General features: G+C 68.9%; 21 protein-coding genes and 3 tRNA genes. 16 read left to right on the top strand and 8 right to left on the bottom strand.

What is annotated here, in order from left to right; all coding sequences use genetic code 11:
- Window positions 1-28 precede the first annotated feature (28 nt).
- Together ABDZ89_RS14980 and ABDZ89_RS14975 are read left to right on the top strand one after the other, a co-directional pair.
- Window positions 29-862, top strand: coding sequence for an amino acid ABC transporter permease (locus tag ABDZ89_RS14980; protein WP_343780527.1), 834 nt, complete (start codon window positions 29-31; stop codon window positions 860-862).
- Window positions 859-1,587, top strand: coding sequence for an amino acid ABC transporter ATP-binding protein (locus ABDZ89_RS14975; RefSeq protein WP_343780414.1), 729 nt, complete (start codon window positions 859-861; stop codon window positions 1,585-1,587). Before ABDZ89_RS14980 ends, ABDZ89_RS14975 begins: the two co-directional genes overlap by 4 nt.
- Before the next feature lie 19 nt (window positions 1,588-1,606).
- On the opposite strand, the gene ABDZ89_RS14970 is transcribed toward ABDZ89_RS14975, so the two are convergent.
- Entirely contained in the window at window positions 1,607-2,674 is a 1,068-nt protein-coding gene (locus ABDZ89_RS14970) for an alcohol dehydrogenase catalytic domain-containing protein (protein WP_343780413.1), read from the bottom strand.
- A gap of 211 nt (window positions 2,675-2,885) precedes the next feature.
- Between ABDZ89_RS14970 and ABDZ89_RS14965 the strand changes: the two genes are divergently transcribed.
- Entirely contained in the window at window positions 2,886-4,016 is a 1,131-nt protein-coding gene (locus ABDZ89_RS14965) for a sensor histidine kinase (protein WP_371152599.1), read from the top strand.
- 143 nt (window positions 4,017-4,159) lie between these two features.
- Here the strand turns inward: ABDZ89_RS14965 and ABDZ89_RS14960 are convergent, their stop codons facing one another.
- The 7 genes from ABDZ89_RS14960 to ABDZ89_RS14930 all read right to left on the bottom strand — a co-directional run bounded on the left by ABDZ89_RS14960 (window position 4,160) and on the right by ABDZ89_RS14930 (window position 10,197).
- The gene (locus tag ABDZ89_RS14960) at window positions 4,160-5,644 is read right to left on the bottom strand and encodes a replication factor C large subunit (protein ID WP_343780410.1); all 1,485 of its coding nucleotides are present in this window, start codon (window positions 5,642-5,644) and stop codon (window positions 4,160-4,162) included.
- A 146-nt stretch (window positions 5,645-5,790) separates the two neighbouring features.
- A tRNA-Pro gene (locus tag ABDZ89_RS14955) sits at window positions 5,791-5,861 on the bottom strand.
- 46 nt (window positions 5,862-5,907) lie between these two features.
- On the bottom strand, window positions 5,908-7,128 hold the full coding sequence (locus ABDZ89_RS14950; RefSeq protein WP_343780409.1) for a succinylglutamate desuccinylase/aspartoacylase family protein: 1,221 nt from the start codon (window positions 7,126-7,128) through the stop codon (window positions 5,908-5,910).
- Window positions 7,129-7,150: 22 nt separating this feature from the next.
- Complete coding sequence (locus ABDZ89_RS14945; protein ID WP_343780407.1) at window positions 7,151-8,134, bottom strand: RNA-guided pseudouridylation complex pseudouridine synthase subunit Cbf5; 984 nt, start codon at window positions 8,132-8,134, stop codon at window positions 7,151-7,153.
- Between the two features lie 22 nt (window positions 8,135-8,156).
- Window positions 8,157-8,735 (bottom strand): (d)CMP kinase, encoded by a 579-nt coding sequence (gene cmk, locus ABDZ89_RS14940; protein WP_343780406.1) that lies wholly within the window; start codon window positions 8,733-8,735, stop codon window positions 8,157-8,159.
- Between the two features lie 81 nt (window positions 8,736-8,816).
- Window positions 8,817-9,167, bottom strand: coding sequence for a DUF7977 family protein (locus tag ABDZ89_RS14935; RefSeq protein WP_343780405.1), 351 nt, complete (start codon window positions 9,165-9,167; stop codon window positions 8,817-8,819).
- Window positions 9,157-10,197, bottom strand: coding sequence for a zinc-binding dehydrogenase (locus tag ABDZ89_RS14930; RefSeq protein ID WP_343780404.1), 1,041 nt, complete (start codon window positions 10,195-10,197; stop codon window positions 9,157-9,159). Before ABDZ89_RS14930 ends, ABDZ89_RS14935 begins: the two co-directional genes overlap by 11 nt.
- Before the next feature lie 265 nt (window positions 10,198-10,462).
- On the opposite strand from ABDZ89_RS14930, the gene ABDZ89_RS14925 reads away from it, so the two are divergent.
- The 13 genes from ABDZ89_RS14925 (at window position 10,463) to rpsB (ending at window position 16,694) form a co-directional block, all read left to right on the top strand.
- A tRNA-Ser gene (locus ABDZ89_RS14925) sits at window positions 10,463-10,548 on the top strand.
- A gap of 56 nt (window positions 10,549-10,604) precedes the next feature.
- Window positions 10,605-11,129, top strand: a complete 525-nt coding sequence (locus tag ABDZ89_RS14920) for a 30S ribosomal protein S13 (RefSeq protein WP_343780403.1) — start codon at window positions 10,605-10,607, stop codon at window positions 11,127-11,129.
- Complete coding sequence (locus ABDZ89_RS14915) at window positions 11,126-11,653, top strand: 30S ribosomal protein S4 (RefSeq protein WP_343780402.1); 528 nt, start codon at window positions 11,126-11,128, stop codon at window positions 11,651-11,653. The genes ABDZ89_RS14920 and ABDZ89_RS14915 overlap by 4 nt, the downstream gene beginning before the upstream one ends.
- Window positions 11,654-11,659: 6 nt before the next feature.
- Window positions 11,660-12,052: a 30S ribosomal protein S11 gene (locus tag ABDZ89_RS14910; protein WP_004595254.1), complete on the top strand. Its 393-nt coding sequence runs from the start codon at window positions 11,660-11,662 to the stop codon at window positions 12,050-12,052.
- A 1-nt stretch (window position 12,053) separates the two neighbouring features.
- On the top strand, window positions 12,054-12,806 hold the full coding sequence (locus ABDZ89_RS14905) for a DNA-directed RNA polymerase subunit D (protein WP_343780400.1): 753 nt from the start codon (window positions 12,054-12,056) through the stop codon (window positions 12,804-12,806).
- Between the two features lie 149 nt (window positions 12,807-12,955).
- A tRNA-Leu gene (locus tag ABDZ89_RS14900) sits at window positions 12,956-13,040 on the top strand.
- A gap of 39 nt (window positions 13,041-13,079) precedes the next feature.
- A complete protein-coding gene (locus ABDZ89_RS14895; RefSeq protein ID WP_343780398.1) occupies window positions 13,080-13,433 on the top strand; it encodes a 50S ribosomal protein L18e in 354 nt (117 codons plus the stop codon).
- Window positions 13,430-13,879, top strand: coding sequence for a 50S ribosomal protein L13 (locus ABDZ89_RS14890; RefSeq protein WP_343780397.1), 450 nt, complete (start codon window positions 13,430-13,432; stop codon window positions 13,877-13,879). The genes ABDZ89_RS14895 and ABDZ89_RS14890 overlap by 4 nt, the downstream gene beginning before the upstream one ends.
- The gene (locus ABDZ89_RS14885; protein ID WP_343780396.1) at window positions 13,873-14,271 is read left to right on the top strand and encodes a 30S ribosomal protein S9; all 399 of its coding nucleotides are present in this window, start codon (window positions 13,873-13,875) and stop codon (window positions 14,269-14,271) included. Before ABDZ89_RS14890 ends, ABDZ89_RS14885 begins: the two co-directional genes overlap by 7 nt.
- Before the next feature lie 12 nt (window positions 14,272-14,283).
- The gene (locus tag ABDZ89_RS14880; protein ID WP_006628058.1) at window positions 14,284-14,478 is read left to right on the top strand and encodes a DNA-directed RNA polymerase subunit N; all 195 of its coding nucleotides are present in this window, start codon (window positions 14,284-14,286) and stop codon (window positions 14,476-14,478) included.
- A gap of 2 nt (window positions 14,479-14,480) precedes the next feature.
- A complete protein-coding gene (locus tag ABDZ89_RS14875; RefSeq protein WP_343780395.1) occupies window positions 14,481-14,660 on the top strand; it encodes a DNA-directed RNA polymerase subunit K in 180 nt (59 codons plus the stop codon).
- Entirely contained in the window at window positions 14,660-15,862 is a 1,203-nt protein-coding gene (gene eno, locus ABDZ89_RS14870) for a phosphopyruvate hydratase (RefSeq protein ID WP_343780394.1), read from the top strand. Before ABDZ89_RS14875 ends, eno begins: the two co-directional genes overlap by 1 nt.
- A gap of 16 nt (window positions 15,863-15,878) precedes the next feature.
- On the top strand, window positions 15,879-16,694 hold the full coding sequence (gene rpsB, locus ABDZ89_RS14865; protein WP_343780392.1) for a 30S ribosomal protein S2: 816 nt from the start codon (window positions 15,879-15,881) through the stop codon (window positions 16,692-16,694).
- Window positions 16,695-16,723 lie beyond the last annotated feature (29 nt).

Raw genomic sequence — 16,723 nt, 5'->3', positions numbered from 1 at the left:
TACGGAGTCGAACACCGGCGGTGTCATGATGCGTGACGGGACCGTCAGACGCATCGGAGAGATCGCCGCGGCCGGCTTCGTGCTGGCGATCGGCGGACTGCTCGTGTGGATCCTCACGACGCAGGTCAACTACACGCTGCTCTCGTCGCCGTTCATCGCCGAGCGGTTCGTCGAGGCGTTCTTCCTGGTGATCCGGATCGTCGTGATATCGAGCGTGCTGTCGGTGACGGCCGGCATCCTCGTCGGTCTCGCACGGATCTCGACCTCACCCGTCACCGGGCGGATCGCGAAGGGATACGTGGAGTTCTTCCGCGGGACGCCGCTTCTGTTCCAGCTGTTCGTCATCTTCTTCGGCATCCCGCGGCTGTGGGCCACGGGGCAGTTCCCCTTCGAGAACTGGGCAGTCCCGGCCGCGATCATCGGACTGACTCTGAACCACGCCGCGTACGTCGGCGAGGCGGTCCGAGGCGGCATCGACGCCGTGCCGGACGGACAGATGGAAGCCGCGCGCTCGCTGGGAATGTCGCGGGTGATGGCGCTGCGGGAGGTCGTCCTCCCCCAGGCGTGGCGTAACGCGCTCGCGGCCATCGGAAACGACCAGATCATCTTGGTGAAAGACACCTCGCTACTGACCGTCATCGCAGTCCCGGAGATCATGAGCGTGTTCCGGAACATCAACAGCAACCAGCTGGACCCGTGGACGCCGCTCGTGTGGGTGTGCGTGCTCTACCTCGTCATCACGATGTCGATGAGCCAACTGGTCAACGGGCTGGAACGTCGGTCGGACTGGGGTTCGGACAGCCGGATGTTCGGCTGGTTGTCGGACTTCAGGTCCGGCAACGACGGAGGTGAGAAGGCGTGACCGGTCCGCTCGTCGAGTTCGACGACGTCGACAAGTCGTTCGGTGACACGCAGGTGCTGTACGACGTCGACCTCTCCGTCGACGAGGGAGAGGTCGTCGTCGTCATCGGCCCGTCCGGCTCCGGCAAGTCGACGCTGCTCCGGTGTGCGAACAGGTTAGAGGAGATCCAAGGCGGGGACATCCGCCTCGACGGACGGTCCGTGATCGAGACGGACGTGAACGAGATCCGACAGCAGATCGGGATGGTGTTCCAGTCGTTCAACCTCTTCCCGCACAAGACCGCACTGGAGAACGTCGCGCTCGCTCCGGAGAAGGTCAAAGGAGAGGCCGAGTCGAGCGCGAAGGAGTCCGCCTCCGACCTGCTCGACAGAGTCGGACTGGCCGACCAGGCCGAGTCGTATCCGAACGAGCTCTCGGGCGGTCAACAGCAGCGCGTCGCCATCGCCCGCGCGCTCGCGATGGAACCGCGGGTGATGCTGTTCGACGAGGTGACGAGCGCGCTCGACCCCGAACTCGTCGGGGAGGTTCTCGACGTGATCGAGGACCTTGCGAGAGACGGGATGACGATGGTCCTCGTCACCCACGAGATGGGGTTCGCCCGCGAGGTCGGCGACCGGATCGTCCTGATGGCCGACGGCCGGGTCGTCGAGCGGACCGAGACCCGGTCCTTCTTCGAGCAGCCGACGACGGAACGCGGTCAGCAGTTCCTCTCGCGGCTGTTGTAGGGCGGTCCCGTCCCGGCGTTCAGAGGTCGGTGACGACCTCGACGCCGCGCACGGCGTACTCGTTCATCGCCGCGAGCCGGTCGGAAACGTCCGACAGCGACAGCTCCCTGGTGACCAGCGCACCGGGATCCACGTCGGTCGCCTCGATCAGCGCGAACAGGTCGCCGTAGCTCGTCGGCGGCATCCCGCGCGAACCGAGGAAGGAGATCTCCCATCGGGTCATCCAGTCGGTCGGGAGCGACACCTCGCCTCGCTCGGCGTCGGTCGTGAGTCCGACCTGGACGTGCGTCCCCTTCGGTCGGAGCGAGCGGACGGAGTTGCGACAGGTCTCTGCGATCCCCAGCGCGTCGAGCGAGGCGTCGGCGCCGCCGTCGGTGAGGGCGCGGACGCGCTCTGGAACGGTCGCCCCGCCGAGATCGGTGGGATTCACCGTCGCGGCCGCGCCGAACTCTGCCGCGAGCGCGAGCGCGTCGTCGTCGACGTCGACGGCTACCACCCGAGTTCCGAGCGCGTCGGCGATCTGGACCGCGGAGAGACCCACGCCCCCGCAGCCGTGGACGGCCACGGCGTCGCCGCCGGTGACGGTCGCTCGCTCGGCGAGCGCGTGGTACGCGGTCATGTAGCGACACCCGAGCGCCGCGGCCGCGGTGGCGTCGAGCCACGGCGGGCGCTCGACGAGGTTGTAGTCGGCCGCCGGCACTCCTACCCGCTCGGCGAACGCCCCTTGGGCGGCGGGTTCGAACCCGAGCGCCCGCCCGTCCTCGCAGACGTTACCGGCCCCGCGGCGGCAGTGCGGGCAGGTGCCGTCGCCGAGCGAGAACGGGACGACCACGCGGTCGCCCGGGGCGAATCGGTCGACCTCGCGGCCGACGGCGACGACCTCGCCGGCCGGCTCGTGGCCCAGCACTTGGCCGCGCGGGACGCGGTCGTTCGCCCATTCGCCGTGGCCGGCCCACGCGTGCCAGTCGCTGCGACAGACGCCGCAGGCGTCGACGCGGACGACCGCGCCGTCGGGTGCCGGTTCGGGGTCGGGAAGCTCGCGGATCGCGAGCGGCTCCCCGTGGTCTCGGAGGATCGCTGCGCGCATGTACCGACACACCGGCGGGACCCCCAAAGCTCTCCCGGCGTCGACCGACCGTCTCGCGGACCGCGCGAGCCGTGATTGCTGGATTCATCGGCCTTCGGAAGCATTCGCGGCTTTATTACGGATTATCAGAATTTGATATCACCGTCTGACAAGTGATACGCGAGTAAGGTTTATACGGTCACGGTAGACTCGTTGACACGTGTCCCGACCGATGGAAGGACGCCCGGGGATCGCGTACCGGCGCCCCGACGGCGACCCGACTCGGTTGGTGATCGAGGCGGACGAGGAGTCGGGGCTGGACGTTCCGGAGCGACCGGACGGCGGGTGGCTCGACTGCGTGGCCGGCGACGACCGCGACCGGCTTCGGGAGGCGTGCGGCGACGACACTGTCGACGTGGTGTATCGCGTCGCGTCCGACGGAGAGGCGCAGTGGATTCACGAGCGCGGGCGAGTAACCGGGCGGGGCGACGTGGTGGGGTACCTGTTTTCGGCGGACGAGCGCGTCAAGCGACGCCGACGGCTGGAACGGCAGCGCGAGCGCCTCGACGAGTTCGCGAGGGTCGTCTCACACGACCTCCGGAACCCGCTCTCGGTCGTCGTCGGGAACATCGAACTGGCGCGGGAACTCGACGGCGAGGCCGCGCCGGAGCGGTTGGACCGGGCGCTCGACGCCCTCGATCGGATGGACGACCTCATCTCGGACCTCCTGACGCTGGCCCGGGAGGGGAAGACGGTCCAGACCGCCGAACCGACCGACCTGCGGACGGTCGTCGAGAGCGCGTGGCGGACCGTCGGCGACCCGGCCGACGCCGCTCTCACCGTCGAGGGGTCGCTCGGGACGCTCACCTGCGACGGGGACAGACTCCGACAGGCGTTCGAGAACCTCTTCCGGAACGCGATCGAACACGGGTCACCCGAGGGCGTCGACGCGCTGTCGACCGCCGACTCCGGCGACGACGGAGCCGAGCCGAGCGACGCCGTCGCCCCCGGGACGTTCTCCTCGCCGGGTGACGCGTCGGCGGACCCACCCCCGACGGACGGCGGAGACGCGGCCGTCCGGGTCCGCGTCACGCGGACGGACGACGGCTTCCGCGTCGCGGACGACGGTCCGGGGATCGACCCCGACCAGCGGGACGCGGTCTTCGAGCCCGGACACACGACCGCGCCGGACGGCACCGGGTTCGGGCTGGCGATCGTCGACCGGATCGCGACGGCCCACGGCTGGACGGTCTCGGTGACGGAGAGCCGGGAGGGCGGCGCCTGCTTCGAGTTCGTCTGTGACGACTCGTCCGAGACAGCGGAGGCGGCCGAACGCGACACGGACCCGCAGTCGTGCGTCTGAGCGGCGTCGCACGTTGGCGACGGGAGAATATTCGCGTCCGGTGACGTCTCGAACGATACCGGTCGTCGGTACTGCCTCCGACGGGGGAGTCATCGAAAGCTACGAGAAGCGGGTCCGCCCGCGGACGTGTGCCCGAGACCGGCTCACATGAAGTCGTTCAGCCCGGCCTGATCGTCGTCTTCGCCGTCCGTGTCGTCCGCTGGCGCTGTCTCGTCGGTCGCCGTGGCGGTCGGTTCGGAGTCGTCGGGGTCCGAGTCGTCAGCAGTAGCGGCGTCCTCGTCCGCGTCCTCGGCGCGGTCGGCCGGGGCGAGCGCGAAGGCGCCGTCGGCGTGCTCCTCGATCAGTTCCTCGCGGCGGGCCTGTGCGTCCTCGACGATCGACGCGACCTTGTTCGTCGACTCGCCCGAGCCGGTGACGAAGGCGACGCCCGCCTCGTCGAGGTCGTAGGCCGCCGCCATCGCGACCGTCAGCTCGCGCGGCTTACAGTGATGAGTGACGGTCTCGAGGAACGGTAACACCTCGCGCCGAGCGGTCGCGATGCTACAGCCGCTCGCGGCCGCGATCTTGCCGACCACCTCGTCGGCGGTCGCGTCCGACGACGACCAGAACTGCGGGCGGCCGTACCGCGTCCAACCGCCCTTCTCGCCGTCGCGGGCCGCGGCGACGCCGGCGGCCGCGTTGTCGGTCGCGTAGCGCCAGTAGGTGTAGTTCTGCGTGGCGCGGACGCGGCCGAGCCACACGTCGGCGTTCGCGAGGAAGTCGTACGCGCGGACCGCCTCCGCGGGGTCGTACACGTCTAAGACGTTGTTCTCGATCCACCGTGTCAGGTCGTCCGGCGTCTCGTCGACGGCGTACGCCGACTGGAGCGCCTCCTCCGCGGACTCCTCTTTCAACACGGCGTCGAGGAACGGGAAGAGCCCGAGCGCCTTGTCGCGGTCGCCGGTGACCACGTCCTCGATCGCGATCGACTCGCGGCCCTCGGTCGCGGCCTGGAGGTCGTTGATCGCGCCGCGGAGGTCGCCGCGGTTCCGCTCCGCGATGCGTTGGAGCGCGTCCGACTCGAACTCGATCCCCTCCTTCCGACAGACGTCTCGGAGGACGGGGACGATTGAGCGCGCCGAGACGTCGCGGAACTCGATCTCCCGGGTCGCGTTCCGGAGCCCGCGCGACATGTCGTAGTAGTCGTTGGCGATGAGCACGATCGGCTGGCCCGACTCCTTGACGAGCTTCGTGATCGCCGAGGCGCCGCCGCGGTCGTAGTTGCCGTGGATGTTGTCGGCCTCGTCGAGGATGACGAGCTGGCGAGAGGCCGTGTCGCCGCCGGTCGCGCCGCCGCCGGCCGCGCTGCCGCCGAGGGTGGCGTTGCGCGCGGCCCGCCCCGCGAACCGCTCGATGACGTCGGCGGTGCGCTGGTCGGAGGCGTTCAGCTCCACGGTCTCCCAGTCCATGTCGTTCGCGAGCGCGTGGGCCGCGCTCGTCTTCCCGACGCCCGGGCTGCCGTGGAGGACGGCCGCCTCGCGGTGGTCGTCCCACGAGCGGGCCCAGTCCGCGAACGCGTCGCGGGCCTTGTCGTTGCCGCGTACCTCCGAGAGCGTGCTCGGGCGGTACTTCTCCGTCCAGTCGGCCATTATCGACTGAACGGGCGAGCCGCGTTTAGTGGTTGCGGAGCGGTGTCCGGACGGCCGGGAGCGAGGCCGACCGCCGAGACCCAAAAGAAGATTTCGTCGGAGAGAGCGTCCTCTCGCTGGTTGTTAGCGATCAGTTCAAAACTCGATGGGACCGCTGAGAGTCGAACTCAGGTCATACGGACCCCATCCGCATAGGATACCACTACCCCACGGTCCCTGTCTGCGGTCGAAAAAACGACCGACCGGTAATTAAGGACTTCGTTTCAGTCGTCGGCGGCATCGCGGGGGACCACGAGATCGCCGTCGTCTCGCACGGCGAGACTTCCGATCGGATCCCCCTCGTAGACCGCCAACCCCTCCGTCCGACCGAGCACGTAGCCGTCGCGGTCGACCGTCACCTCGCCGCGCTCCGCCCCGGTCGCGGCGACCACGTCGGCCAGCACCTCGCCCTCGTCGAACCGGTCGCCCGCGGCGACGCGGTGGCGGACCAGCCCGGCAACGTCGGTGGTCGGGCCGCGGTACCGCCGCACCGGGAAATCGACCGGCGCGGGATCGAAGTGGTCGGCCGGCTCGCCGACCGCGGCGGGGACCGCGTCGGGAGTCACCAGTCCGAGTTCGACCGCGACGGCGAAGATTCCCGCCACGCCCGCGTCGACGAGACCGTCGTCGACGACGCTGTGCGCGCCGAGTTCGGCGGTGAACGCCGGGACGCCGGCCTCGTTGAGCACGGCGCCGGCGGTCGACCGCTGGAGGTTCTCCTCGACGTACTCCGCGGCCGGGTACTCGCGCAGCGTCGGGAAGCCGAAGGCGTCGACGATCCGACCGAGTTCGGCCGACAGCTCGGCGGCCTCGTCCTCGCTCCGCCGGTCGCCGTACAGCACGCGGTCGCGGATCGCGAACGGCTCGCTGCCGACGCCAGCGGTGTGACAGTCGATCAGCGCGTCGGCCGCGACGCCCTCGACGGGATCGTCGCGGTCCGTCTCGGCGGAGTCGTCGTCGGCCGGCTCGCCCGTGATCGCGGCGTAGAGCCGCGCGTCGACGCGCTCCTGAAGCCGGGGCGGGCGCGCGGACTCGGCGTCCGCGTCCGGGAAGTGGCGGTTCGGGTCCTCGTCCGCGTAGTACGTGTGGCGCGCATTTCGTCGCAGTCCGGCTGGAGAGACCACGGGAACGGCGACCACCGCGCCCGCGAGGTCCGCGAGGGGGTCGCCGTCGAACGCCGCCACCGCGTCCTGAACGACAGCGACGCCGGTGGCCTCGTCCCCGTGAACGCCGCCGGTGAGCCACAGCGTCGGGCCGTCGGCCGCGCCGTTCGCGATCGCGACCGGGAGCCGCTCCGACGCCCCGGTCGGGAGGTCAGCGACGGCGAACCAGCCGCGGTCGCACTCGCCGGGGGCGGCGCTCGCGGTGCCGAGCGCGCGTCGGTCCACCTCGTCGGAATTGGTACTCGCGGCGTCGGAGTCGGCGTCGCAGCCGTCGTCGTCCATACGCGGTACGGCGAGCGAGTGACTATAAAAGGACGCGCTCCAGCGAGACGACCACGCCCGACTCGGCGTCCGGATCGCCGACGACGCGGCCGAGACAGACCGCGACGCCGTCCGGCGTGAAACACGCGACGAGCGGCGGCTCGACGTCGGAGTCGTCGTCATCGGCTCCCCCACCCGCGATCACGCCCGCGTCGTCGACGTCGATCACACCGGGCGCGTACACCGGCGCGCCGGTGGCGACGTTACGCGCGGCAGAGGGCGCGACCGTCACTGCGGGGAGGTGAGTCAACGCGTCCTCCGCGGGTCGGACCACCTCGCGGAGGTAGCCGTCGTCGCCGTCCTCGGCCCACGCGAGCGCGTCCACGAGGTCTTGGAGCGCGTGGAGGTCGCGGTCGTCGAACGGGTCCGTGGCGGTGCGCCGGAGGTGGCCCATGTGCGCGCCGCCGCCGGTCGCGAGGCCGATGTCGTGACACAGCTTTCGGACGTAGGTCCCCGACTCACACCGAATCCGGAGCAGCGCCTTCCGGTCGGCGACTTCCAGCACGTCGAGGTCGTGGATCGTCCGCGTCCGGAGACGGCGGCTCACCGCGCTCTTCCGCGGCGGCTTCTGGTAGATTTCGCTCTCGAACTCGGCGACCACATCGCGGAAGTCGGCCGACGGCGGCTCGTGAAGCTCCAGCACCGCGACGTACTCTTTGGTCCCCTCCAAGAACACCTGCGCCATCCGCGTCGCGTCGCCGGTCAGCGTGGGGAGACAGCCCGTGACCTTCGGATCGAGGGTGCCCGAGTGGGCGACGCCGCCGGTCGGAGGGCCCCCCGGATCGAGCGCTGCGAGCGTCTCGTCGACGGCGTCGCGCACCCACGCCGAGACCTGGTGTGAGGAGGGGCCGGCCGGCTTGTCGAGGTTGACGACGCCGAACCGGAGCAGTTCCGCCGGCGACCGCTCTCCGGGGGGCGCCCTGAGGGGGTCGGTTTCGGGGTCGGTGTCGTCGGAGTGGCCTGTCATGACCGGGCGAGGCGGAGGTGGTTCAGAAGTCGTACGCGACGCCCTCGACGGGGGCTTTCCCCTCGTCGTCGTCGGGCTCGTATGCCTCGACGGTCGCGACGAGGACGTCGAGGAAGCGTTCGGGACCCCAGCGAGCGGTGTTGTACGCGGCGTCATAGATGGACAGGTCCTCGATGTCGATGCCGTAGCACTCGCGGTAGCGCTTGCGTTCGGAGGCCTCGCGGCGCTTCGTCTCCGCTTGCGCGCGGTCGACGGGCTTCGACTCCCGCTCGGCGATCCGCTCCGCGCGGACCGACAGCGGCGCGTCGAACCAGAACCGGAAGTCGGCGTGTTCCGCCGCGAGCCACCCGGCGAGTCGAGATTCGAGGACGACGCCGTCCCGCTCGATGGCGATCTCGCGGAGCCGCCGGTCGAGGTCGCGGTCGATCTGCGGGTTCTCCTCGGCGAACTCGTTGAACTCGACGGGCGTCATGTCGCGTTCGGCCGCCATCTCGCGGAAGAGGTCGCCGCCGGAGACGTGTCCGAGGTCGAGCGCGTCGGCGAGTTGGACGGCGTTGGTGCTCTTCCCGCTTCCCGGCGGGCCGGAGACGGTGATCAACATATCATCACTGCGCGGGTGTCGTTCAAAACGGTTGTCGTTCGACGGCGGGAGGGGCCGGCGGTTCGCCCGGCGCGGCGCACCTCACTCCTCGCGGTCGGCCGTCGCGGCGGTCATCGACCAGACCGCGACGGCGCCCAACAGGAGCGCGGGGACGAGGGGGAGCGCGAGGTACGTCGCGAAGAAAGTGAGACCGAACGCGCCCGCCGCGTACGGGTAGAGGTAGATGGCTCCCGGGATCACCAGCACGCAGGTGAACAGGACGGCGGTCAGCGCCCACCCTTTTCGGCCGAAACCGTCGGCGTCGGGTTCCGACGAGGCGTCGCGGGGGCTATCGGGTCCCGACTCCGCCCCGTCGCTCGCGCCCGCGTCGGGCTCGGTCCCGGGGACGTGGACGTAGCCGCCGTCGGTGGTCTCGTCGGTCTCAGAACTCACTGTCCGGTTTAACCACCACTTTGCCAAAGCCCTCACGGTTTTCGATCATCTCGTGTGCCCGCGCGGCCTCGCTCATCGGGAGGACCTCGCGCACGCGAGGTTCGAAGGTACCGTCCCAGACGAGCTCCAGCACGTCGTCGACCTCGCCGGGCGTCGCCATCGTCGAACCGATCACCGACAGCTGGTTCCAGAAGATACGGTTGAGCCCGGCGCCCGGGTTCGGGCCGGTCGTGGCGCCACAGGTGACGAGCCGGCCCCCCTTCGCCAGCGACTTCAGCGAGTTCGGATAGGTGGCCTCGCCGACGTGGTCGACGACGACGTCGACGCCGCGTTTGCCGGTGCGTTCCGCGATCTCGTCGGCGAAGTCGTTCGCCTCGTAGTCGATGACGTGGTCGGCGCCGCAGTCCTCCGCGTGCGAGAGCTTCTCTTCGGTCGAGGCGGTCGCGAACACCTCGCAGCCCGCGTGGTCGGCGATCTGGACCGCCGCGTGGCCGACGCCGCCGGAGGCGCCGAGGACGAGCACCTTCTCGCTCGCCTCGATCTCTGCGCGCGTGTGGAGCATGCGCCACGCGGTCTGGAAGACGAGCGACGCGGAGCCGGCGACCTCCCAGGCGACGCCGTCCGGAACGGGGACCAGGTTCGCCTCGGGGACCGTCGCCTTCTCGGCGTGGACGCCGCGGACGTGTTCGCCGAGGATGTGGAAGGAGGTACAAAGCGACTCCTCGCCGTTGCGGCAGAACTCGCAGGTCCCACAGGAGACGCCCGCGCTCACGGCGACGCGGTCGCCGGGCTCGAACCGAGTCACGCCCCCGCCCACCGCCTCGACGACGCCCGCAGCGTCGCTACCCGGAATGTGCGGCATCTCCAGGTCGATGCCGGGCATCCCGCGTCGGGTCCAGATGTCGAGGTGGTTGAGCGCGCCGGCCTTGACGTCGACGAGCACCTCGCCACGGTCGGGCTCGGGGTCGGGGAAGTCGCCGTACTCGATCACGTCGCGGTCGCCGTGTTCGCCGAACTGAACGGCTTTCATACCAGAACGCTGCCGCGGGACCCACTAAACAGTACGCCTCACGGAACCGCCTGCTGGATGGGGGATCGGGGAGCTCCGGACGCGGCGGGCGCGGCGTGTGACGACCGGTCGAGATCGGTGACCGAGACGGCTCTTCCGACCGTGTGAGTCGCCCACAGCGGGCCGACCGTTTCGTGATGTTTAAGTACCGAAAGCGGGAGGTAACGAACGCACGTACTGTAGGGGCACCCGGTCCCGAGTCCGAGAGGGCGATGATACAACGCGGGTTGCGGTAGCCAAGCATGGCCCAAGGCGCAGGGTTGCTAACTCTGTGGCGTCACTGCCTCCGGGGTTCAAATCCCCGCCGCAACGCTCGAACGGACGAGTACCGCCGGATTCGCGCCGGTAGGACTCACCACAACCAACACATGAGCACGGAAGAATCACAGGACGACTCACCGGAGGAGGAGGAAGAGGACCTCCAGTACTTCGTTCGGATCGGGGGCGCGGACCTCGACGGGACGAAGACGGTCGAGCGAAGCCTGTCCGAACTCGACGGCATCGGCACGCGCACGGCGCGGCTGGTCGCCGAGAAGGCCGACGTGGATCGAAACGCCACGTTCGGGCTCCTCGATGAAGAGGACATCGACGCGGTGGTCGACATCGCCGAGAACCTCGAAGACCACGTCCCGTCGTGGATGACGAACCGACAGAACGACTTCTTCACCGGAGAGACGACGCACCTCGTCGGCACCGACGTCAACGAGAAGCGCCGTCACGACATCAACCGGATGAAGATCATCGAATCGTACAAGGGCGTTCGCCACAAGCGCGGCCAGAAGGTCCGCGGGCAGCGCACCAAGTCTACGGGTCGCTCGGAGGGGACCATCGGGGTCAACGTCGAGGAGATCCGCGAGGAGATGGCGGAAGACGAAGCGGGTGACGACGAATGAGCACCGGCAAGAACACCAAGGGCTACGAGACGCCGAACCACCCGTACCAGGGCGAGCGCATCGCCGAGGAGTCCGACCTCCTCTCACGGTACGGTCTAAAGAACAAAGAGGAGTTCTGGCGCGCTCAGTCCGAACTGCGCAACATGCGTCGAGAGGCCCGACGGCTGCTCGGCGAGGCGCAGGGTGACGTCGACGCCGCTCAGGACGCCGGCGCGGAGTTCGTCGCACGGCTCCGCCGGATCGGCATCCTCGGCGACAACGACGACATCTCGACGGTCCTGTCGCTCGACGTGACGGACCTGCTGGAGCGCCGGCTCCAGACGATCGTCTACCGGCAGGGATTCGCCTCCTCGACCCAACAGGCCCGCCAGTTCATCGTCCACGGCCACATCACCGTCAACGGCGCTCGCGTCACGCGCCCGTCGGTGAAGGTGGACGTCAGCGACGAGGACGCCATCGACTTCGACGAGAACAGCCCGCTCGCGGACGATCTTCACCCCGAGCGCGCGGAGTCACAGGAGTAACCAACCATGAGTGAATCCGAAGACGGAGGAAAGTGGGGCATCGCCCACGTGTACGCGTCGTTCAACAACACGCTCATCACGGTCACCGACGAGACGGGCGCCGAGACGATCGCCAAGTCGTCCGGCGGCACCGTGGTGAAACAGAACCGCGACGAGGCGTCGCCGTACGCCGCCATGCAGATGGCGGAGGTCGTCGCCGAGCGCGTCAAAGACGCCGGTCTGGAGGGTGTGCACGTTCGCGTGCGCGGCCCCGGCGGCAACCTCAACAAGTCCACCGGTCCCGGTGCGCAAGCGACGATCCGCGCGCTCTCGCGTGCGGGCGTCGAGATCGGCCGGATCGAGGACGTCACGCCGATCCCGCACGACGGGACGAAGGCGCCGAAGAACAAGCGAGTCTGACATGACCGAAGACGAATTCGACGTCCAGTACGTCGAACGGGACGAACGCAACGCGCGGGTGCTGATCCGCGGGCTCACGCCGGCGTTCGCCAACGGCATCCGCCGAGCGATGATCGCCGACGTCCCGACGTTCTCGATAGACACGGTCCAGTTCGTCGAGAACTCCTCGGTCATGTTCGACGAGATGATCGGGCTCCGCCTGGGGCTCGTTCCGCTGACGACCCCGCTCGACGACTTCGAGGTCGGCGACGAGGTCACCCTCGCGCTCGACGTCGAGGGCCCGGCCACGGCGTACTCCGGGGACATCGAGTGTAGCGATCCGCTGGTCGGCGTCGCCGACGAGCAGATCCCGATCATCGAGCTGAAGGAGGGACAGCGCCTCGAGTTCGAGGCGACGGCGGTACTCGACACCGGGAAGGAGCACGCCAAACACCAGGGCGGCGTCTCCGTCGGATACCGTCACCTCCAGCGCGTCTCGGTCGAAGGCGACCGGGGCGAGTTCGACGACGACGAGCCGAACATCCTCCGCGGCGTCATCGAGACCCCTGACGGAGAGATAGAGCTCACGGACGAGTTCGACAACGATCTCTCGGAACGGTTCCCCGGGAAGGAGGTCGCGGTCGAGGACGTGCCGGGCGCGTTCGTCTTCCACATCGAGACGGACGGCTCGTTCGAGGTCGAGGAACTGCTGCTCCGCGCGATCGACTCCATCGAGGAGCGCGCGGACGAACTACAGACGAAAGTCGCAGTATAAGGAAATGACGGCCCTTCGAACCACATCCCTGACCGTCGCCCCCGCCGCGAGCCGCGGCGTCGCCCCCGCAGCCGGGGCGTCCGCGGCCGAGACGCGGGACGGCGGGACCGAAAGTGGTTTGAAGGGAGCCGGAATACGATGGAGTGCACGCAGGGATAGCCAAGTCAGGCCAACGGCGCAGCGTTCAGGGCGCTGTCCTGTAGAGGTCCGCAGGTTCAAATCCTGCTCCCTGCACTCCGTTTTCCACGAACTCTCCGTTCAGGAGGGACAGCTATGAGTAGCAAGACGAACCCGAAACTACAGAACCTCATCGCCGATCTGAAGTCGGTCTCACGCGACTCCGGAGCCAACGTGTGGCAGGACATCGCCGACCGACTGGAGAAGCCACGGCGCACGCACGCTGAGGTCAACCTGGGCCGCATCGAACGGTACGCTCAGGAAGACGAGACGGTCGTCGTCCCCGGCAAGGTGCTGGGCAGCGGTGTGCTCGAAACGAACGTCACCGTCGCCGCCGTCGACTTCTCCGGGACCGCCCGGACGAAGATCGACCAGACCGGCGAAGCGGTGTCGCTAGAACAGTTCATCGAACAGAACCCCGAAGGAAGCAACGTCCGGGTGATCCGATGAGTCTCGCAAAGATAGACGCGGACGTCGTCGTCGACGCCCGCGACTGTATCCTCGGTCGCGTCTCCTCGGAGGTCGCACAGCGCGCCCTCGCCGGGGAGACCGTCGCCGTCGTCAACGCCGAACGAGCCGTCATCACCGGCAACGAGGAGGCGACGATGGAGACGTACCACAAGCGCGCGGAGCTCGGCTCGGACAGCGGGCCCTACTACCCCAAGCGTCCCGACCGGATCTTCAAGCGCGCCATCCGCGGCATGCTGCCGTACAAGTCGGAGGACGGTCGCGAGGCGCTCTCGAGCGTCCGCGTGTACGTCGGGAACCCCTACGAGCGCGACGAGGACGTCGACAGCGTCGTCCTCGACGGCACCTCGCTCGACCGCCTCTCGAACATCAAATTCACCACGCTCGGGTCGATCTCCGAGTCTCTGGGAGCCAACGTCACATGGTAACGAACACCTCAGGCAAGAAGAAGACGGCCGTCGCCCGCGCCACGGTGCGCGAGGGCGAGGGTCGCGTTCGCATCAACTCCCAGCCAGTCGAGCTGGTCGAACCGGAACAGGCGCGGCTCAAGATGCTCGAGCCGTTCCGCATCGCCGGCGAGGACCTCCGCGACGGCGTCGACATCGACATCGACGTTCAGGGCGGCGGGTTCAGCGGTCAAGCCGACGCGACGCGGACGGCCATCGCCCGTGGACTCGTCCAGCACCTCGGCGACGCCGAGCTGCGCGACGCCTACATGAACTTCGACCGCACGCTCCTGGTCAACGACGTGCGCCAGTCCGAACCCAAGAAGTGGGGCGGACCCGGCGCGCGCGCTCGCTACCAGAAGTCCTACCGCTGAGGTGATCCAGTCATGATGATCCCCGTCCGGTGTTTCACGTGCGGTAACGTCGTGGGTGAGCACTGGGAAGAGTTCAAAGAGCGGGCTCGCGAGGGCGACGAAGACCCGGGCGAGGTCCTCGACGACCTCGGGGTCGACCGGCACTGCTGCCGGCGCATGCTGGTGAGCCACCGCGACCTCGTCGACGTCGTTTCGCCGTACCAGTAACCATGTCAGGACAGCGCTACAATCGATACGAGAAGGCACGCATCCTCGGGGCACGCGCGCTGCAGGTGTCCTACGGAGCACCCGTGCTGATCGAGACGGACGAAACGGAGCCGATCCTCGTCGCGGCCGAGGAGTACGACGCGGGCGTGCTTCCGTTCACCGTCCGGAGGGAGTCCAACTGATGACGCGAATCACCAGTATCTCGTTGCGTCGGATCCTCGACTCGCGCGGGAACGCGACGGTCGAAGCCGACGTGCTGACGGAGTCCGGCGGCTTCGGACGCGGCGCGGCGCCCAGCGGGGCCTCGACGGGCGAGTACGAAGCGATCGAACTGCCCGCGAGCGAGTCGATCGCGAAGGCCCGCGAACACGCGGTGCCGCGGCTCGAAGGCGTCTACGCCGGCGACCAGCGCGCGGTCGACAACGCCTTGCGCGCCGCCGACGGGACGGACGACTTCTCCGCCATCGGCGCCAACAGCGCGGTCGCCATCTCGATGGCGGCGGCGAAGGCGGCCGCCGACGTGCTCGGCGCGCCGCTGTACCAGCACCTCGGCGGCGCGTTCCGCGGCGAGAACTTCCCGATCCCGCTCGGCAACGTCGTCGGCGGGGGAGAACACGCCAAGGAGGCGACCCACATTCAGGAGTTCCTCGCGGCGCCGGTGGGCGCTCCGAGCGTCTCGGAGGCCGTCTTCGCGAACGCCGCGGTCCACGCGGCGGTCGCGGACGTGCTCGACGAGCGCGGCGTCCCCGCGGCGAAGGGCGACGAGGGCGCGTGGGCGCCCCCGATCTCGGACGCGGACGCGTTCGAGGTCGTCGACGAGGCGGTCGACCGCGTCGAGGACGAGGTCGGATTCGAGATCCGCTTCGGGCTCGACATGGCGGCCGCCGAGCTGTACGACGACGACCGAGAGGCGTACGTCTACGGCGACGAGACGAAGTCGGCCGACGAGCAGATCGAGTACGTCGCCGGCCTCGTCGACGAGTACGACCTCGCGTACGTCGAGGACCCGCTCGACGAGAACGACTACGAGGCGTTCGCGGAGCTGACCGACCGGGTCGGCGACCGGACGCTGATCTGCGGCGACGACCTGTTCGTCACCAACGTCGAGCGGCTCGAAGACGGGATCGACGCGGGCGCGGCCAACAGCATCCTGATCAAGCCGAACCAGATCGGGACGCTGTCGGACGCGTTCGACGCCGTCGAACTCGCCGCCCGCAACGGGTACGAGACGGTCATCTCGCACCGTTCGGGGGAGACCGAGGACACCACCATCGCACACCTCGCCGTGGCGACCGACGCCGGCTACATCAAGACCGGCACGGTCGGGGGCGAGCGCACCGCCAAGCTGAACGAACTGGTCCGCATCGCGGACGACGCGGTATGACGGACCCACACGACGCATGAGCGAAGACAACGACGCGGTCGAACTCGACGACGACGCGGAGACCGAGGCGGTCGACGCGGCGGTCGAGGAGGAGGCCGACACGACCGAGGAACCGACCGCCGACGCGGCCGCCGAGGGGGCGTCCGCCGACGCCGAAACTGGGACCGCCGACGCCGAGAGCGCGGCCGCGGAAGAGACGACCGAGGAGGAGGACGCCTCCCCCTTCGACGACGACGTCATGCCCGACGACGACGTCGACCTGCTGATCCCCGTCGAGGACTACCTCTCCGCAGGTGTCCACATCGGGACCCAGCAGAAGACGAAGGACATGGAGCGGTTCATCCACCGCGTCCGCGACGACGGCCTGTACGTGCTCGACGTGAGCACGACGGACCAGCGGATCCGCACCGCCGCGGACTTCCTCGAGAACTACAACCCCGAGCAGATCCTCGTCACGTCCTCGCGGCAGTACGGTCGCTTCCCGGCCGAGAAGTTCGCGGACGCCATCGGCGCCCGCGCCCGCACTGGGCGTTTCATCCCGGGCACGCTGACGAACCCCGACTACGCCGGCTACATCGAGCCGGACGTCGTCGTGGTGACCGACCCGATCGGCGACGCGCAGGCCGTCAAGGAGGCCATCACCGTCGGCATCCCGGTCATCGCGATGTGCGACTCCAACAACCAGCTGTCGAACGTCGACCTCGTCATCCCGACGAACAACAAGGGGCGGCGCGCGCTGTCGGTCGTCTACTGGCTCCTCGCCAACGAGACGCTCGACCGCCGCGGCGCCGACACCGTGTTCGCCCTCGAAGACTTCGAGGACGAACTGTAGGCCGTTTCGGCGTCGAGTTCGACTTTTCT

This window comes from Halorubrum ejinorense (assembly GCF_039522565.1).
GTDB classification, from domain to species: domain Archaea; phylum Halobacteriota; class Halobacteria; order Halobacteriales; family Haloferacaceae; genus Halorubrum; species Halorubrum ejinorense.
The sequence above is the reverse complement of the archived record's forward strand: the minus strand, read 5'-3'. Positions and strand labels throughout refer to the sequence as shown.